Below are 18,145 nucleotides of genomic sequence, written 5' to 3'. Positions count from 1 at the left end.
GGCAAGGGGGGCGTCTAGCGCTTGCCGAGGATGCTTTCCAGCATCTGCGGCTGGGGCGCGCCCTGCTGGCGCTGCATGCGGCCTTGTTCGTCGAGGTAGAAGATCGCCGGGGTGGCTTGCAGGCCCATGCCCTGCATCAAGGCCATGTTGCGGGCCAGTTGCTGCTTGACCGCTTCAGGGATCGGCTCGAGCGCCTTGAGCGAGCTGTCCTTGCCGGCGGCCTCGTGCTGATGCAGGGCCTTGGCCGGGTCCTTGGCCGCCAGCAACGCCGCTGACTTGCCGGGGCTGTCGGCGCGGATGATGCCGACCATGATGTGGCGCAACTGCACCTTGCCCGACTCGACCCAGGGCCGCGCCTGCTCCCAGAACAGGTTGCAGTACGGGCAGTTGGGGTCGCTGAAGACATAGACGATGCGCGGTGCATCGGCCTTGCCGTCGGCGATCCAGGCGCTGTCCTGCAGTTTGCCCCAGAGCACCTTGCTCATCGGCTCATAGACCAGCCGTTGCAGTGGCTCGGCGCTCAAATCCTCGCCTTTGGCATCGAACAGGTTGCCCACCAGCACATGCTTGCCGTCAGCGGTCAGGTACAGCGCCAGGGCATTGCCCTGGTACTCGGCGGCGTAACCGCGCAGGCCGTCGGGGGCATCGAAGCGGCCTTTGATCAGCGCGCCCTTGGCCTCGATCTGTTGGATGGCGGCAGGCAGCGACTCGGCCTGGGCCAGCGGGGCGCCGAACAGCGCCAGTGTGAGCATCAATGCAGCAGAACGCATATCAGTTTCCTTGGGTTGCGGCGGGTGCGTCGAGGGCTTGGAGGGCGTGGCGCAGGCTGGCGCGCGACAGCTCGCCCAGGTGACTGCCGACCAGCCGGCCTTCGGCGGTGTAGAACAGGGTGGTGGGCAGGGCCAGCGAGCCGACCTGCTGGGCCAGGCGACCGCCACTGTCGAACAGCACATGGGACAGGTTCAGCCCGGTGGTGGTCATGAAGGTGCTGACGTTGGCCGCGCTCTCGCCCTGGTTGACGAACAGGAAGGTGACGTCCGGGTAGTCATGCTGGGCCTGCTGCAACACCGGCATTTCCCGCCGGCACGGCGGGCACCAGGTGGCCCACAGGTTGATCACCAGCGGTCGGCCACGGTAGTCGTGCAAGGCCACCGGCTCGCCCTGGCTATCGCGCAGGGTCAGTTCGGGCAGTTCGGTGCCCTTGCTGTACAAGTGGCTACCCAGGCTGGCCAGGCCCCAGAACAGCAGCCCGCAGCCCAGCGCCCAAGCCAGCGGACGGCGCAGGGCAGGGCGCCGGTAGCCCTGCCAGAGCGCGCCTGCGGCGAGGCCGAGCAGGCCGCTCCAGAGCACGAAGCCGCCGTCGCGGATGTCGATGATCTGCAACGGCTCGTTGCGGTACAGCGGCCAGTAGGCCAGCACGAAGCCTGCGCGGGCGCCGAGCAGGCCGAGCAGAAACAGGTTGAACAGCGCAGATTCCGGGTTCTCGCCACCGCGTCGGGCGACCCACCAGCCGACCAGGCTGGCCAGCCCCAGGGCGGTGAGCAGCAGCAGGTGATTGAGGGCCATGGTCAGTGGCCCGAGGGTGACGGTCAGCATCAGCCTTGGCTCCGGGTTGCGCTCCAGTGCTCGAGCAGGGTGGCGGCGTCGACTTCGCCGGTGATGCGCTGGGCGCGGCGCTCGTTGCCGTCAGGGCCGAGCCACAGCAGGCTGGGCGGGCCGGGCACCTGATAGCGTTGCAGCAGCGCGCGGCTGTCAGCCGAATCTGCGCTGACATCCAGACGCAGCAGGCGCACCTCGCTCAGTGCGGCTTGGACGTCAGCGCGGGCGAAGACGTTCTTTTCCATCACCTTGCAGGCCACGCACCACTCGGCAGAATAGTCGAGCATCACCCACTGGCCTGCCTTGCGGGCGGCGTCGAGCTCGCCTTGCAGCGCGGCCGGCGAGCGCACGTCGATAAAACCTGCATCGGTGCTCGCCACCGCTGCCGCGCGGGTGCCGGCAAAGGGCTGCAGAGGCTGCCACGGATCGCTGCCGCCAGCGGCCGCGCCGATCACCATCAAGGTTGCCCACAGCCCTGCGAGCAGCGCCAGCACGCGCAGCCCGGTGTGGCTTGCCAGCGCCCACCAGGCGCTCCAGGCCAGACTTGCCAGCCACGCCCCGGCCAGGCCCAGCAGCAGTGGCGCGGGCAGCAAGGTGCGTGCGATGTACAGCGCCATGCCGAGAAAGACGAAACCGAACAGCGCCTTGATCCGGTTCATCCAGGCGCCGGGGCGTGGCAGGAAGCGGTTGCCCACCGTCACCAGTAACAGCAGCGGCAGGCCCATGCCCAAGCCCAGGCTGAACAACACCAGCGCGCCCTGCAGCACGTCACCACTTTGCGCGATGTACAGCAGCGCACCGGCCAGCGGCGCGGTCATGCATGGGCCGAGCAGCAGCCCCGACAGCGCACCGAGCAGCGCAGCGCCCGGCAGGCTGCCGCCCTGGGTGCCGCGACCAGCGCGGTCAAGGCGATCGCGCAGCGCAGCCGGCAATTGCAGTTCGAAGGCGCCGAACATCGGCAAGGCCAGCAGCACGAACAATCCGGCCAGCGCGGCCAGCAGCCACGGTTGCTGCAACCAGGCCTGCAGACTGCCGCCCAGCAGCGCGGCGAGCACCCCCAGCCCGGCATACACCAGCGCCATGCTCAGCACGTAGCTGCCGGCCAGCAGCCAGCCGCGCCGAGGCGTTGCGCCCTGGCCCAGCACAAGCCCTGCGAGAATCGGCAGCATCGGCAGCGAGCAAGGGGTGAAGGCCAGCAGCAGGCCGAGGCCGAAGAACGCCAGCAGGCTCCAGCCCAGGCTCGCGCCTGCCAGCGAACCTGCCAGGACTTGATCGCTGGCCTGTGCCCCCGCGCCAGGCGCCGGGCCGCCGAGGTCGATCACGCTGGTTTGCGGCGGGTAGCACAACCCAGCGTCGGCGCAGCCCTGCCAGCCCAGGCGTAGTTGCCCTTGGGCGTCGGCAGGGATCAGCAGTTGCAGTTGGTCGCGGTAGATCGGGCTATCACCGAAGAACTCGTCATGATGGTTCAGCGGCGTTGGCAGCACCGGCTGCTGCTCGGCGCTCAGGCCATCGAACTTCAGGCGCTTCTGATACAGGTAGTAACCCGGCTGGATCTGGACATCGATGCGCAACTGACCGTCTTCCAAACGCTCATGGCTGACCCGAAACGCCTCATCCACCGGCAGGAAATCGGCCTTGGCGGCAAACGGGTTGGCGCTGAGCAACGGGCTCAGCAGCAGACTGAAAAACAACAACAGGACGCGCATCGACAGGCCTTGGTCAAAGTGAGAGTGCGCGTAGGCTGGCGGGAAGGGATTAACGCGGGGTTAATGGGGGGTTGATGTGGGTCAAGAAGGGGCGGTGCGGCTCAGTTGTTTCACCTACGAAGAACACGCCTACCACTGTCGTGTGGGCTCTCAGTGCCTGACTATCTGACGCAGCGGTTTGGCCGCTGAGTTCTTGATCTTGGTGCTCTTGTACATTGCCCGTCCAGACGACACCGAACGCGACTGTAGCCGGCCGGAGCGCAGGTGTTCGAAGGGGCGTGCGCGTCAGCGCACCCGAGGCGTAGCCGAGGACGCGAGGTGTTAGGGTTGCGCAGCAACCCTTGCCCGCGGCGCCCCGTAGAGCACCGGAGCGCAGGGGACCCGGAACGGAGCGAAGCGCAGTGCAGGGCCGGCTAGTGGAGCATGGGGTTTTGCCCCCTTTTTCCCTAAAAAGGGGGTCGCCGCCAGGCGAAACCAGGCCGTCAGTACATACTCAGCTTTACCGGCCATGCGCGACGTCTAGCAACCACAGGCGAAGCTACACCACCTCACAAATCATCAAAATACCGCTCATGCCAATCCACCAACGGCTGCGGCGAATTGAGCTTCTGCCCATAGATCACCGAGTACGACAGCACGTTCTGCACGTACTGCCGAGTCTCATCGAACGGAATCGACTCCACCCACACATCGAAGCTCAGATGCTTGGCCCCGCGCAGCCACTGCCGCACCCGCCCCGGGCCTGCGTTGTAGGCCGCCGAAGCCAGCACGCGGTTGCCGTTGAACTGGCTGTGCACCTGGCTCAGGTAAGCGGCGCCAAGCTGGATATTGGTGTCGGGGTTGAGCACCTGAGCCGGGGAGGCCAGCGGAATGCTGAACTTGCGTGCAGTTTCCTTGGCCGTGGCCGGCATCAGCTGCATCAGGCCGCTGGCGCCAACACCGGAACGCGCGTCGTCCATGAACGCGCTTTCCTGGCGGGTGATTGCGAACACCCAGCTCGAATGCAGCCCGCGCACCTTGGCTTCACGCACCAGGGTGTCGCGGTGGGCCATGGGGAAGCGAATGTCCAGATCGTCCCAGTACTGCGCCTGGCTGATGGTGCGGATCGCCGGGAAGTACCAGCGCAGTTCATAGGCCAGACGCGCCTGGGCGACCATTTCGTCGCGGTTGAAGTGGCGGCTGACGTGATACCACTCGCGCCGACCGTCGACGATCTGCCCGCGGGCATGGAATTCCAGGGCGCGGCGCACCCCTGGGGTGTTGCGCACCTTGTTGACCAGTTGCTGGCTCAGCACCAGCGGCTTGTTGTTCAGCTGGTACGGGGTCTGCGCCCGGTCGGCGGCGAGGAATCCGTAGAAATCACGCTCGCGGGCCACGGTCTTGTACAGCGCCGGCACTTGCGGGTTGTTCGGCTGGGCCAGCTCCAGGCTGCGCGCCTGCCAGTAGCGCCAGCGGTTGCTGGCGGCCAGTTCCGGCGGCAGGCGGCGGGTCAGGTCGTAGGCCTCCTGCCAGCGGCCCAGGCGCAGCAGCAGGCGCATGCGCCATTCGCTGACCGTATCGTCACGCAGGTCAGGGTCGTAGCCGGTCATCAGTTGCAGCGCGCGTGGATCGTAGCGGCGCGCCAGGGTCAGGCCGATCTCGCGGGCGATGGCGACTTTTTCATCGCGCGAGAAGTGCATGCGCTGGGCGTAGTCGTCGAGCATCGCCATGGCCCGTTCCGGGTCTTGCCGGGCCAGACGGCGCAAGCCAAGGCTGACGATGTCGGACATCGCCTCGGTGGCGGGCATGAAGCGCGAAGGCTGGTTGAGCAACTCGGGCTTCTGCGCCACATCGATCAGCAGCTTGCCCTGGCTGTTGAGGGTAGCAAGGCCATTGACCAGGCTGTTGGCCAGGGCGTAGTTGCGGGTCTGCGCGGCGAGTTTCAGGCGTTCCCAGCGCTTGGCCTCGGTCAGCTGACCTTCGGCGGCCCACATGCCGAACAGCACATCGCAGGCGGCCGGCTGCGACTTGCCGACATGCCAGAGTTTTTCTGCCGTGGCGAAGCCTTCGGCGCGCTGGCCATGGCTGAGCTGGTACTGGCCATTGAGGCAGTCGAGTTCGGTGAAGTTGAGCTTGGGGCTGTAGTAGCGGGCGAAAGTGTCCCATTCGCCACGCTCGGCCAGCCAGCGCAACCAGCGCAGCTTCATCCAGTTGGCCTGGGGCAGGTCGCCGTGGGCGGCGAGGAACGCTTCGATTTCCTGGTTGCTGGCCGATTTCAGCCGCGCGGTCAGTTCGTCGTAGGCCAGGTACGGCGTCAGCGGGTAATCGCTCAGAGCCTGGGCGTAACGCTGGTACGGGCCCTTGTCGCCCTTGGCCAGGGCGCGCTTGGCCTCATCGTAGTACTGGCGCTGCTGGGTGATGTCGGTGGCCTGGGCGGCGCTGGTGGCGGCGGCGCCGAGCAGCAGGCAGGAAATGATCTGGAACAGGCGGCTGCGCATGATACGTCCGTGCAGTTGAACCATGGAAAAGTGGCGGCGTAGCCAGCACTGTGGAGTGACAGGCGCCTAGCTTAGCCGTTTGCCGGGGCTGGGTGAAAGCTCCGCACGGCTGCATCCGGGTTCTGGACGGGCGGTGGGTGCGGCGGGCCGCGACTGCGCGTCTGGCGCGTGCTGCCGGGCGTCAAACCGGGTAGAATGCGCGCCCGTTTTCTGGAGACGCCCATGACCCTTCTCAAATTCAGCGATGTGTCCCTCGCGTTCGGCGCCATGCCGCTGCTCGACAAGGTGTCCTGGCAAATCGCCCGTGGCGAGCGGGTGTGCATCATCGGCCGCAACGGCACCGGCAAATCGAGCATGCTGCGCCTGGTGAAAGGCGAGCAGAAACCCGACGACGGCGAGATCTGGCGTAGCCCGGGGCTCAAGATCGGCGAACTGCCGCAGGAGCTGCCCGTGGCTGACGGGCGTAGCGTGTTCGATGTCGTCGCCGAGGGGCTCGATGGCGTCGGCGCGTTGCTCGCCCAGTACCATCACCTGAGCCAGAACATCCACAGCGACGCCGACCTGGACAAGCTCATGCATGTCCAGCACGAGCTCGAAGCGCGTGATGGCTGGCGTTTGCAGCAATTGGTCGACAGCACCCTGAGCCGTCTGCAACTGCCGGCCGACAAGACCCTCGCCGAGCTCTCCGGGGGCTGGCGGCGTCGCGTGCTGCTGGCCCAGGCGCTGGTGTCCGAACCCGACCTGCTGCTGCTCGACGAGCCGACCAACCACCTCGACATCGGCGCCATCGCCTGGCTCGAAGAAGCCCTCAAAGGCTTCGGCGGCGCCGTGCTGTTCATCACCCACGACCGTTCCTTCCTGCAAAACCTCGCCACCCGCATCCTCGAACTCGACCGCGGTGGGCTGATCGACTGGAACGGCGACTACGCCAGCTTCCTGGTGCACAAGGAAGCCGCGCTGGCCGCCGAGGAAACCGCCAACGCGCTGTTCGACAAGCGCCTGGCCCAGGAAGAGGTGTGGATCCGCCAGGGCATCAAGGCTCGGCGTACCCGTAACGAAGGCCGCGTGCGTGCGCTCAAGGCGCTGCGCGTCGAGCGCGGCGAGCGCCGTGAGCGTCAGGGCAAGGCCAACATCCAGATCGAGGCGGCAGAAAAATCCGGCAAGCAGGTCATGCAGCTGGAAAACGTCAGCTTCGCCCATCCCGGCGGGCCGCTGCTGGTCAAGGACTTCTCGATGGTCCTGCAACGTCAGGACCGCATCGGCCTGCTCGGCGCCAACGGCACCGGCAAGACCACCTTGCTGAAGATGATGCTCGGCGACCTGGAGCCGGTCAGCGGCCGGGTTGATCGCGGTACCAAGCTGGAAGTGGCCTACTTCGACCAGTTGCGCCATCAGCTCGACCTGGAAAAGACCGTCATCGACAACCTTGCCGAAGGCCGCGATTTCATCGAGATCGAAGGGCAGAACCGCCACGTGCTGAGCTACCTGGGCGATTTCCTGTTCAGCCCGCAGCGTGCGCGAACCCCGGTCAAGGCGCTTTCCGGTGGTGAGCGCGCACGTTTGCTGCTGGCCAAGCTGTTCAGCAAGCCGGCCAACCTGCTGGTGCTCGACGAACCGACCAACGACCTCGACGTCGAGACCCTCGAGCTGCTCGAAGAAGTGCTGGCCAACTACAAGGGCACGGTGCTGATGGTCAGCCACGACCGGGCCTTCCTCGACAACGTGGTCACCAGCACCCTGGTGTTCGAAGGCGAGGGGCGTGTACGTGAGTATGTCGGCGGTTATGAAGACTGGATTCGTCAGGGCGGCTCGCCGCGTCTGCTGGGCGTGACCGAGAGCAAGGGCGGCAAGTCCGAGCTCAACAGCGCCGTGGTGGCGAAAGTCGCCGAGGCGGCGCCCGCTGCGGTTGCGGCGGTGGCCGAGGCCGATGGCAGCAAGAAGAAGCTCAGCTACAAGCTGCAGCGCGAGCTTGAGCAGCTGCCGCTGCAGATCGATGCGCTGGAGCAGAAGATGGCAGCCGTGCAGGCCCAGATCGCTGATGCGGGGTTCTACCAGCGGCCAATCGGCGAGACCACCGCGGTGCTGGCGCAACTGGAGCAGTTGCAGGCTGAGCTCGATGGCCTGGTTGAGCGTTGGGCCGAACTGGAAGGGTAGGGCATATTGACGCTGCGGCGCCCGAGGGCGCCGCGTTGCCTGTCAGTCGTCTTTCTTCAGGCGCACGGCCAGCACATCGCACGGTGCACCGTGGAGCACGTCATTGGCGGTAGAGCCCAGCAGCAGTGCCAGGCCATGGCGCCCGTGGCTGCCGACCACGATCAGGTCACAGTGCTCGGTCTTGGCCAGTTCGTGGATTTCCTGGCGCGGCTGACCGTAGACCAGGTGCAGGTCGCCCGGCTCGATGGCGGGTCTGGAGCCGGTGGCGTCGGTCTTGGCCGAATACTTGTCGAGCACCTGCGACATGCGCAGCTTGGCCTGATCGAACTGTTGTTGCTGCAACTGCGACAGGTCCATCGGCACGTCACCGCCGAAGGCCATCGCCATCGGTTCGACAATGTGCACCAGTGACACCTTGGCGCCGGTCGGCCCGGCAATGGCCATGGCGCGTTTGATCACCGGGTCGCACTCTTCCGTCAGATCGACGGCGACCAGAAGATGGGTATAGGACATGAGCGGCGCTCCTGACAGTCGGGGTAATGGAAGTATGGTCGCTTTCGAGCCGCTTGCCGCAACCGGCACTGGCACGCTCATTCGCAACGCTTCAGGGGACGTACAGATATGACTTTCTGGCTAGTGGTGTCAATCCTCGGGCTGATCTTGAGCCCGCTGGCCTGGCTACGCCCTTCGCGCAAGCAGAGCCGGCAGATGGACCTGCGGCTTGAAGGACGGCGGGCGGGTCTGGCCATGCAGCTGGCGCCGCAGCAGTGGCCGCACTGGCTGGACAAGCAACCGCCCAGCCCCTGCCCGCAGTACCACCGTGGACGCCGCGCCGGGCGGCAGGATGCCTGGAGCTACTGGCAAGTCAGCCCCGGCGTGTGGTGGAACCAGTGGCGTGAGGAATGCACCGAGGCGCCACTGCTGAGCGTGTTCGCCAGCCTGCCTGAGAGCGTCTACAAGGTCGAAGCCGACCCGCGCATGATTGCCCTGTACTGGGGCGAGCGCGGCGATGAGGGCGTGGTGGATACCATCAAGCAGGCCCTCGACACTCTCGCCTGAAGTGCCTGGCCTGAAACATCTGGCTACCCAATAGTTCGCATCGTACAACGACATCGCGGGGCCGCAGTGCTCGCCGTCATCGGTCATGGATCGAGACGTGCGAACGCTGCGGCCCCGCGATGCGTTCTGCTTGCGCAGAAAGGCCAGGCAGGCCGGAAGCCTTCAGACTATAGACGTTGTTCGGCGACTGCAGGGTGTCGCTGCAGCGTTTGCCATATAGGCGTGGTCCCATGCCTTGTGTGAATGCCCGGTGATCAGCGTTGCGCAGGCGGGAACCGAACGGCTACAAACTGACTGCAAGGTCGCCATTTCCCCAGCGCTTCGGGCATTTGACAACCCTGCACATTTCGCAGAATCTGTGCGCACCCAAATCAAACGGGCGTATGAATTGAGCGTTTGTCTCTGATGACGCTTCTACAGAATCCCGAACAGCCTGCTGGCGGGTGTGCCTGGTAACGGCGGCGTCATGGCCACGGTTTGCCAGTGACCGGTGGGTACAGTTCAGCTTCCATATCGTGGAGATCAGTTGATGATTTACGAAGGTAAAGCCATCACGGTTAAGGCTCTTGAAAGCGGCATCGTCGAACTGCAGTTCGACCTCAAGGGTGAGTCCGTCAACAAGTTCAACCGTCTCACCCTCGAAGAGTTGCGCCAGGCCATCGAGGCCATCAGTGCCGATGCCTCGGTGAAGGGCGTGATCGTCAGCAGCGGCAAGGACGTGTTCATCGTCGGCGCCGACATCACCGAATTCGTCGACAACTTCAAGCTGCCGGAAGCTGAACTGGTGGCCGGCAGCCTGCAGGCCAATCGCATCTTCAACGCCTTCGAAGACCTCGAAGTACCCACGGTAGCCGCGATCAACGGCATCGCCCTGGGCGGCGGTCTGGAAATGTGCCTGGCCGCCGACTACCGGGTCATGGCCAGCAGCGCCAAGGTTGGCCTGCCGGAAGTCAAGTTGGGCATCTACCCAGGCTTCGGCGGCACCGTGCGCCTGCCGCGCCTGATCGGCCCGGACAACGCCATCGAGTGGATTGCCGCCGGCAAGGAAAACGGCGCAGATGACGCCCTCAAGGTCGGCGCGGTAGACGCTGTGGTAGCGCCCGAGCTGCTCCAGGCTGCGGCCCTCGACCTGGTCAAGCGCGCCATTTCCGGTGAGCTGGACTTCAAGGCCAAGCGTCAGCCCAAGCTCGACAAGCTCAAGCTCAATGCCATCGAGCAGATGATGGCCTTCGAAACCGCCAAGGGCTTCGTCGCAGGCCAGGCCGGGCCGAACTACCCGGCGCCGGTCGAAGCCATCAAGTCGATCCAGAAAGCGGCCAACTTTGGCCGTGACAAGGCCCTGGAAGTCGAAGCCGCAGGCTTCGCCAAGCTGGCCAAGACCTCGGTCGCCGAAAGCCTGATCGGCCTGTTCCTCAACGACCAGGAGCTCAAGCGCAAGGCCAAGGCCCACGACCAGATCGCCCGCGACGTGCAGCAGGCGGCCGTGCTAGGCGCCGGCATCATGGGCGGCGGCATCGCCTACCAGTCGGCGGTCAAGGGTACGCCGATCCTGATGAAGGACATCCGCGAAGAAGCCATCCAGCTGGGGCTCAACGAAGCCTCCAAGCTGCTCGGCAATCGCGTCGAGAAAGGCCGCCTGACCCCGGCGAAAATGGCCGAAGCGCTCAATGCGATTCGCCCGGTGTTGTCCTATGGCGACTTCGCCAATGTCGACATCGTGGTCGAAGCGGTGGTCGAGAACCCCAAGGTCAAGCAGGCCGTGCTGGCCGAGGTCGAAGGGCAGGTTAAGGAAGACGCTATTCTGGCCTCCAACACCTCGACGATCTCCATCAACCTTCTGGCCCAGGCGCTGAAACGGCCGGAAAACTTCGTCGGCATGCACTTCTTCAACCCGGTGCACATGATGCCGCTGGTGGAAGTGATTCGTGGCGAGAAGTCCAGCGATGTGGCGGTCGCCACCACCGTGGCCTACGCCAAGAAAATGGGCAAGAACCCGATCGTGGTCAACGACTGCCCGGGCTTTTTGGTCAACCGCGTGCTGTTCCCTTATTTCGGCGGCTTCGCCCGACTGGTCAGCGCCGGTGTCGACTTCGTGCGCATCGACAAGGTGATGGAGAAGTTCGGCTGGCCCATGGGCCCGGCGTACCTGATGGACGTGGTCGGTATCGACACCGGTCACCATGGCCGCGACGTCATGGCCGAAGGCTTCCCGGACCGCATGAAGGACGAGCGCCGCTCGGCGATTGATGCCTTGTACGAGGCCAAGCGCCTGGGTCAGAAGAACGGCAAGGGCTTCTACGCCTACGAAACCGACAAGCGCGGCAAGCCGAAGAAGGTCGCCGACCCGAGCGTGCTCGATGTGCTCAAGCCGGTGATCTACGAACAGCGCGAGCTGAGCGATGACGACATCGTCAACTGGATGATGATCCCGCTGTGCCTGGAAGTGGTGCGCTGCCTGGAAGACGGCATCGTCGAAACCGCCGCCGAAGCGGACATGGGCCTGGTCTACGGTATTGGCTTCCCTCCCTTCCGCGGCGGTGCGCTGCGCTACATCGACTCGGTCGGTGTTGCCGAATTCGTCGCCCTGGCCGATCGCTACGCCGACCTGGGGCCGCTGTACCACCCGACCGCCAAGCTGCGCGAAATGGCCGCCAGCGGCCAGCGTTTCTTCAACTGAGCGGTCCACAGCTAGAGCGAGAGATTTGATATGAGCCTGAATCCAAGAGACGTGGTGATCGTCGACTTCGGTCGTACGCCCATGGGCCGCTCCAAGGGTGGCATGCACCGCAATACCCGCGCCGAAGACATGTCGGCGCAACTGATCACCAAGGTGCTGGAACGCAACCCCAAGGTCGATCCGAAAGAAGTCGAGGACGTCATCTGGGGCTGCGTCAACCAGACCCTGGAACAGGGCTGGAACATCGCCCGCATGGCCTCGCTGATGACGCCGATTCCGCATACCTCGGCGGCGCAGACCGTCAGCCGTCTGTGCGGCTCGTCGATGAGCGCGCTGCACACCGCCGCCCAGGCCATCATGACTGGCAACGGTGACGTGTTCGTCATCGGCGGTGTCGAGCACATGGGACACGTGAGCATGATGCACGGCGTCGATCCCAACCCGCACCTGTCGCTGCACGCGGCCAAGGCCTCGGGCATGATGGGCCTGACCGCGGAAATGCTCGGCAAGATGCATGGCATCAGCCGCGAGCAGCAAGACCAGTTCGCCCTGCGCTCGCACCAGCTGGCGCACAAGGCAACAGTCGAGGGCAAGTTCAAGGACGAGATCATCCCCATGCAGGGGCATGACGCCGACGGTTTCCTCAAGGTCTTCGACTTCGATGAAACCATTCGTCCGGAAACCACCCTTGAAGGCCTGGCGGCGTTGAAGCCGGCCTTCAACCCCAAGGGTGGCACGGTCACGGCGGGCAGTTCCTCGCAGATCACCGACGGCGCCTCATGCATGATCGTGATGTCCGGCCAGCGCGCCATGGACCTTGGTATCGAGCCGCTGGCGGTACTGCGCTCGATGGCAGTGGCCGGTGTCGACCCGGCGATCATGGGTTACGGCCCGGTGCCTGCGACGCAGAAAGCGCTCAAACGCGCCGGCTTGAGCATTGCCGACATCGACTACTTCGAGCTCAACGAAGCCTTCGCTGCACAGGCCCTGCCGGTGCTGAAAGATTTGAAAGTGCTCGACAAGATGAATGAGAAGGTTAACCTGCACGGCGGCGCAATTGCCTTGGGCCATCCGTTCGGTTGCTCAGGTGCGCGAATTTCCGGCACCTTGCTCAACGTCATGAAGCAGAACGGCGGCACCCTGGGCGTGGCAACCATGTGTATCGGCCTGGGTCAGGGCATCACCACTGTGTTCGAACGCGTCTGATCGCGTCGTTGTCACAGCAGCCGGGGCCAAGTGCCCCGGCTTTTGTTTTTCACGCAGTTACAGCAGGAGTGCGACATGCAGGTGCAACCAGGCATTTATCGTCATTACAAAGGGCCTGAGTACCGCGTATTCGGCACCGCACGGCATTCGGAAAACGAAGAGTGGGTGGTCGTCTACCAGTGCCTGTATGGCGATTTCAGCCTGTGGATACGGCCGCTGGCGATGTTCCTCGAGACCGTCGAGGTTGACGGTGAGCAGGTGCCGCGCTTTGCTTTGCAGACAGCCGAAGCAGGGCGTTTTGATCCGCCGCCTGCGACCGAGGCCTAGACGACTGCGCTTGACCTCACTCTGTCGCCACTATATATAGCGGTGCCGCGTCCGGCACCTGGCGCGTTTTTCATCTTCAGATTCAGGAATATTCCGATCCATGGGCAAATCGCTGGTCATTGTGGAATCCCCGGCCAAGGCCAAGACCATCAACAAGTACTTGGGCAGCCAGTACGTGGTGAAGTCGAGTATCGGCCATATCCGCGACCTCCCCACCAGCGGTTCGGCTAGCGCCTCCAAGGAGCCGGCCGCCAAGCGCGGCAAGGCCGCGCCCGACGCACCGGTACTCACACCGAAGGAAAAGGCCCGTCGCCAGCTGGTGGCGCGCATGGGCGTCGACCCCGAATCGGGCTGGAAGGCCAAGTACGAAATCCTTCCTGGCAAGGAAAAGGTCATCGACGAACTGCGTCGTCTGGCCAAGGATGCCGACACCATCTATCTCGCAACCGACTTGGACCGCGAGGGGGAGGCCATCGCCTGGCACCTGCGCGAGGCCATCGGCGGCGATGACACCCGCTACAAGCGCGTGGTGTTCAACGAAATCACCAAGAAGGCCATTCAGGAAGCGTTCTCGCAACCGGGCGAACTCGACATCGATCGCGTCAATGCCCAGCAGGCGCGGCGCTTCCTCGATCGCGTGGTGGGCTACATGGTCTCGCCGCTGTTGTGGGCCAAGATCGCCCGCGGCCTGTCGGCGGGTCGCGTGCAGTCGGTGGCGGTCAAGCTGGTGGTCGAGCGCGAGCGTGAAATCCGCGCCTTCAACCCTGAGGAATACTGGGAAATCCACGCTGACCTGAGCAGCGCCAAGAACGCCAAGGTGCGCTTCGAAGTGGCGCGGCACAACGGCGAGGCCTTCAAACCGCTGAACCAGGCCCAGGCCATGGCCGCGCTGGACGCCCTCAAGGTGTCCAGCTACAGCGTCAGCAAGCGCGAAGACCGCCCGACCAGCAGCAAGCCGTCGGCGCCATTCATTACCTCGACCCTGCAGCAGGCCGCCAGCAACCGTCTGGGCTTCGGCGTGAAGAAGACCATGATGATGGCACAGCGCCTGTATGAGGCCGGCTACATCACCTACATGCGTACCGACTCGACCAACCTGTCGACCGATGCCGTGGAAATGGCCCGCAGCTACATCGAGCGCGAATTCGGCAGCCAATACCTGCCAGCCGCGCCGATCGTCTATGGCAGCAAGCAGGGTGCCCAGGAGGCGCACGAAGCGATCCGTCCTTCCGAGGTCAATACCCACCCGAGCAAGCTCACTGGCATGGAGCGCGATGCCGAGCGCCTGTACGAGCTGATCTGGCGCCAGTTCCTGGCCTGCCAGATGCCACCGGCGCAGTACCTGTCCACCAGCATCACCGCGGTGGCCGGCGACTTCGAGCTGCGGGCCAAGGGCCGTATTCTCAAGTTCGACGGCTACACCCGTGTGTTGCCGCAACAGAGCAAACCCGGCGAAGACGATGTGTTGCCGGAAATGGCCCAGGGCGAAGCGCTGAAGCTGCTCGAACTCGACCCCAGCCAGCATTTCACCAAGCCGCCGGCGCGCTTCACCGAAGCCAGCCTGGTCAAGGAAATGGAAAAACGCGGCATCGGTCGTCCTTCGACCTATGCGGCGATCATTTCCACCATCCAGGATCGCGGTTACGTCACCCTGCACAACCGCCGCTTCTATTCCGAGAAGATGGGCGATATCGTCACCGAGCGTCTTTCCGAAAGCTTCTCCAACCTGATGGACTATGGCTTCACCGCAGGCATGGAAGAAAACCTCGATGACGTCGCCCATGGCGAGCGCGACTGGAAGAACGTGCTCGACGAGTTCTATGGCGATTTCAGCCAGAAGCTGCTGACCGCTGAAGCCAGCGAGAATGGCATGCGCGCCAATCAGCCAACCCTGACCAACATTGCCTGCAAGGAATGCGGTCGGCCAATGATGATCCGTACCGCGTCCACCGGTGTGTTCCTCGGTTGCTCGGGCTACAGCCTGCCGCCCAAGGAACGCTGCAAGGCCACGGTGAACCTGGTGCCGGGCGACGAGATCGCTGCCGATGACGAGGGCGAGTCCGAGTCGCGGGTGCTGCGCGCCAAGCATCGCTGCCCGATCTGCGCCACGGCCATGGATGCGTATCTGCTCGACGAGAAGCACAAGCTGCATATCTGCGGTAACAACCCGGATTGCCCAGGCTACGAAATCGAGGAAGGCAGCTATCGCATCAAGGGCTATGAAGGCCCGAGCCTGGAATGCGACAAGTGCGGCAGCGAGATGCAGCTGAAAACCGGACGCTTCGGCAAGTTCTTCGGTTGCACCAATCCTGCGTGCAAGAACACCCGCAAGCTGCTCAAGAGCGGCGAAGCGGCGCCGCCGAAGATGGACAAGGTGGAAATGCCCGAGCTTAAGTGCGAGAAGGTCGATGACACCTACGTGCTGCGTGATGGCGCATCCGGGCTGTTCCTGGCCGCGAGTCAGTTCCCCAAGAACCGCGAGACCCGCGCGCCGCTGGTCAAGGAAATCGTGCCGCACAAGGCCGAGATCGACGCCAAGTACCATTTCCTCTGCGATGCACCGCAGCAGGATCCGGAAGGTCGTCCGAGCGTGATTCGCTACAGCCGCAAGACCAAGGAGCAATACGTGCAGACCGAGGTGGAGGGCAAACCGACGGGTTGGAAGGCCTTCTACGACGGCAAGGCGTGGAAGGTAGAAGACAAGCGCTGAGCGTGAGCTGAGCGGTCGAATCGGGGGCAAGCGGGGAAACCTGCTTGCCCCCGATGCGTTTGGGCTTGCCGCGGCCTTGTGATGTCGCTGACACTGCGCTTCTGACCTTATCCACTCAGGGAAACCCATCCATGGCCCAGGAACGCTACACCCGCACCAATCAGAAGCTGTTCTTCGCCGGCCTGGCGCTCGAATCGATGGCCAAGGCTCAGGAAAGCCGCGCGCTGAATGCCCAGGGGCTGATTCAGGCCGAGCGCGAAGCTGCCTTGTTTCACCTCTACGGGGCACTGTTGGGGTTGTGTCACGAGATCGCAGGCTTCTATCGCCTGGAGGAGGGCGGCCGCGACGCGCGAGCGCTGCTCAACGATTCGGCGCTGCGAGACCTGCGCATTCCGGAAATGGCCGAGATGCTCGAATTGGCAGGGCAGAGGGAAACCTGGCTGGCGCGTTTGCTCAGTGCTTATGAAGATTTGTTCCGACCGCCGGTCGCAGTGAAAGTCGCCAAGGGCGACGTCACGCAGCCGCTGATCCAAGCAGTGAATCTCGATGAGCCAGAGTCGCCAGCGCTTTGTCATGAGCAATTGCAGGAGTGGCGCGGTCAGCTCAAGGACGTTGTGCGACGCTTTCGTGACGCGTTGAGTGAGTGCTGATCGCCGCAGTGGCTGTTACAATGCACGCCTTTAGTGGAGAACAGCCCTTTATGTCAACGTCGTTTCTTGAAATTGTCGAGTTGCCGGACGGCCGCATCGAGCTGCGCCGCGCCGAAGATGAAGGGTCTCTGGTGACCTTGAGTTTCTCTGAAGACGCCAAGGTATTCTTGCAAGGACAGCACGTGGAAGTCGCCAAAGCCATGCTCAGCGTAGGCGTGCAGATGGCGGGACGTCTGGTCGAAGGCGACCTCGAGCGCGAAGAAGGCCCTCGCGTACTGCACTGATCGTGCGTACCGCTCAAGGGGCTGCAGAGTGTTTCATTCAGCGAAACAGGCAAAGCCTGGACATCAGCCGATGCGGATGTTCAGGCTTTGTGCGTTTCCGGCACTGGCAGAGCGGATCAGCAATTGCCGGCCACTGGCGTTAAGGCTGCCCAGCCAGCTGACCACGGTGTGGCTGCGGCCCAGGCGCAGCGCTTCTGCGGCCAGGTGCAGCGCGCTTTGATTGCTGCGCGGTTGCAGCAGCAGGATACGTTCGCGATTGAGCCCGGCGTGGCGTAGCCAAGCCTGAGTCAGGCTGGCGGGTGGGGCGATGAGGGTCAGCCAGCGGCTGTGGTCCTCTTCGCTGAGTTCCCTCAGAACCGGCGCCAACAGACTGTGGCAGGGACCCGACGCACCGCGCAGGGTCAGCTCGCTGAACAGGTCGGGTTCGAAATACTGGCCCGCGGGCTCGCGGACCTTGAGTCCGGGCAGCACGGGTTGGGCCAGAAAGGCTTCGAACAATGACAACTGGCTGTGCTCGGGTGCGTGGGTGGACGTATGCATGGGGATTCCTCGATCAGCGGCGAATCACGCCGACACTCAGGCCTTCGATGACCAGTTCCTGATCCTTCAGGTCGACCTCGATGGGCGCAAATTCAGGGTTTTCAGCGATCAGCCAGACCTTGCTGCCTTCACGCTTGAAGCGCTTGACCGTGACTTCGTCGCCAATCCGCGCCACGACGATCTGACCGTTGCGGGCTTCGCGGCAAGTGTGCACGGCGAGCAGGTCGCCATCGAAGATGCCGACGTCCTTCATGCTGGTGCCGTGGACGCGCAGCAGGTAATCGGCCCGAGGATTGAAGAAGTCGGGGCTGATGTTGCACGATTGCTCGATGTGCTGCTCGGCGAGAATCGGCGCACCGGCGGCGACGCGGCCGACGATCGGCAGGCTGGATTCTTCGGGCTTGGCTTCCAGACCCGGAATGCGAATGCCGCGGGATGCGCCAGGGGTCATTTCAATGGCGCCCTTGCGGGCCAGGGCCTTGAGGTGTTCCTCGGCCGCATTGGGCGACTTGAAGCCTAGCTCCTGAGCGATTTCCGCGCGGGTGGGGGGGAAGCCGTTGTCTTCCAGGCAGCGTTTGATGAAAGCGAGGATCTCGGCTTGGCGTGGCGTCAGTTTCAACATGGCGGGCGCTCTGTCTTTTTATCCAGTGACTGGGATTATATACAGTAGTTGGGCGGCTGCAAGCGTCCTGTGCCATCGGCGTGGCACCTCGCGCTATGAAAGCCGGGCAAGTATCGGGCGGACAGGGTAGCGAG

Annotated in this window: 15 protein-coding genes; 8 read left to right on the top strand and 7 right to left on the bottom strand. The window is 64.0% G+C overall.

The annotated features are described in order from the left end of the window. Positions 1-14: 14 nt before the first annotated feature. The 4 genes from dsbG to H618_RS0103600 all read right to left on the bottom strand — a co-directional run bounded on the left by dsbG (position 15) and on the right by H618_RS0103600 (position 5,782). Positions 15-770: a thiol:disulfide interchange protein DsbG gene (gene dsbG, locus H618_RS0103615; protein WP_028693768.1), complete on the bottom strand. Its 756-nt coding sequence runs from the start codon at positions 768-770 to the stop codon at positions 15-17. Between the two features lies 1 nt (position 771). Then, positions 772-1,596 (bottom strand): TlpA family protein disulfide reductase, encoded by an 825-nt coding sequence (locus H618_RS0103610; RefSeq protein WP_028693767.1) that lies wholly within the window; start codon positions 1,594-1,596, stop codon positions 772-774. Continuing rightward, entirely contained in the window at positions 1,596-3,305 is a 1,710-nt protein-coding gene (dsbD, locus tag H618_RS0103605; RefSeq protein ID WP_028693766.1) for a protein-disulfide reductase DsbD, read from the bottom strand. The genes H618_RS0103610 and dsbD overlap by 1 nt, the downstream gene beginning before the upstream one ends. A 548-nt stretch (positions 3,306-3,853) precedes the next feature. Continuing rightward, positions 3,854-5,782 (bottom strand): transglycosylase SLT domain-containing protein, encoded by a 1,929-nt coding sequence (locus tag H618_RS0103600; RefSeq protein WP_028693765.1) that lies wholly within the window; start codon positions 5,780-5,782, stop codon positions 3,854-3,856. A gap of 222 nt (positions 5,783-6,004) precedes the next feature. Here H618_RS0103600 and H618_RS0103595 point away from each other — a divergent pair, with 222 nt between their 5' ends. After that, positions 6,005-7,936: an ATP-binding cassette domain-containing protein gene (locus H618_RS0103595; RefSeq protein ID WP_028693764.1), complete on the top strand. Its 1,932-nt coding sequence runs from the start codon at positions 6,005-6,007 to the stop codon at positions 7,934-7,936. Between the two features lie 42 nt (positions 7,937-7,978). Here the strand turns inward: H618_RS0103595 and H618_RS0103590 are convergent, their stop codons facing one another. Then, the gene (locus tag H618_RS0103590) at positions 7,979-8,449 is read right to left on the bottom strand and encodes a universal stress protein (protein WP_028693763.1); all 471 of its coding nucleotides are present in this window, start codon (positions 8,447-8,449) and stop codon (positions 7,979-7,981) included. A 108-nt stretch (positions 8,450-8,557) separates the two neighbouring features. Here H618_RS0103590 and H618_RS0103585 point away from each other — a divergent pair, with 108 nt between their 5' ends. The 7 genes from H618_RS0103585 (at position 8,558) to H618_RS0103555 (ending at position 16,849) form a co-directional block, all read left to right on the top strand. Further along, entirely contained in the window at positions 8,558-8,995 is a 438-nt protein-coding gene (locus H618_RS0103585; RefSeq protein WP_028693762.1) for a hypothetical protein, read from the top strand. Between the two features lie 529 nt (positions 8,996-9,524). Then, complete coding sequence (gene fadB, locus H618_RS0103580) at positions 9,525-11,672, top strand: fatty acid oxidation complex subunit alpha FadB (protein WP_028693761.1); 2,148 nt, start codon at positions 9,525-9,527, stop codon at positions 11,670-11,672. A 30-nt stretch (positions 11,673-11,702) separates the two neighbouring features. Beyond that, complete coding sequence (gene fadA / locus H618_RS0103575) at positions 11,703-12,878, top strand: acetyl-CoA C-acyltransferase FadA (RefSeq protein WP_028693760.1); 1,176 nt, start codon at positions 11,703-11,705, stop codon at positions 12,876-12,878. A gap of 75 nt (positions 12,879-12,953) precedes the next feature. Next, on the top strand, positions 12,954-13,205 hold the full coding sequence (locus H618_RS0103570; protein ID WP_028693759.1) for a DUF1653 domain-containing protein: 252 nt from the start codon (positions 12,954-12,956) through the stop codon (positions 13,203-13,205). 100 nt (positions 13,206-13,305) lie between these two features. Then, positions 13,306-15,915 carry a type I DNA topoisomerase gene (gene topA / locus H618_RS0103565; protein WP_028693758.1) on the top strand — a complete coding sequence of 870 codons (2,610 nt, stop codon included), beginning with the start codon at positions 13,306-13,308 and terminating at the stop codon, positions 15,913-15,915. A 131-nt stretch (positions 15,916-16,046) separates the two neighbouring features. Continuing rightward, complete coding sequence (locus H618_RS0103560; protein WP_028693757.1) at positions 16,047-16,565, top strand: DUF6586 family protein; 519 nt, start codon at positions 16,047-16,049, stop codon at positions 16,563-16,565. A gap of 50 nt (positions 16,566-16,615) precedes the next feature. Beyond that, positions 16,616-16,849 (top strand): hypothetical protein, encoded by a 234-nt coding sequence (locus tag H618_RS0103555; protein ID WP_028693756.1) that lies wholly within the window; start codon positions 16,616-16,618, stop codon positions 16,847-16,849. A 63-nt stretch (positions 16,850-16,912) separates the two neighbouring features. Here H618_RS0103555 and sulA read toward each other — a convergent pair whose 3' ends face one another. Beyond that, entirely contained in the window at positions 16,913-17,389 is a 477-nt protein-coding gene (sulA, locus tag H618_RS0103550; RefSeq protein ID WP_028693755.1) for an SOS-induced cell division inhibitor SulA, read from the bottom strand. Positions 17,390-17,402: 13 nt separating this feature from the next. Beyond that, on the bottom strand, positions 17,403-18,011 hold the full coding sequence (gene lexA / locus H618_RS0103545; protein ID WP_028693754.1) for a transcriptional repressor LexA: 609 nt from the start codon (positions 18,009-18,011) through the stop codon (positions 17,403-17,405). Positions 18,012-18,145: the final 134 nt, after the last annotated feature.

Source organism: Pseudomonas cremoricolorata DSM 17059 = NBRC 16634 (genome assembly GCF_000425745.1).
Taxonomy (GTDB): domain Bacteria; phylum Pseudomonadota; class Gammaproteobacteria; order Pseudomonadales; family Pseudomonadaceae; genus Aquipseudomonas; species Aquipseudomonas cremoricolorata.
Note: the sequence above shows the minus strand (reverse complement) of the source record. Positions and strands in the feature narration are given on the sequence as shown.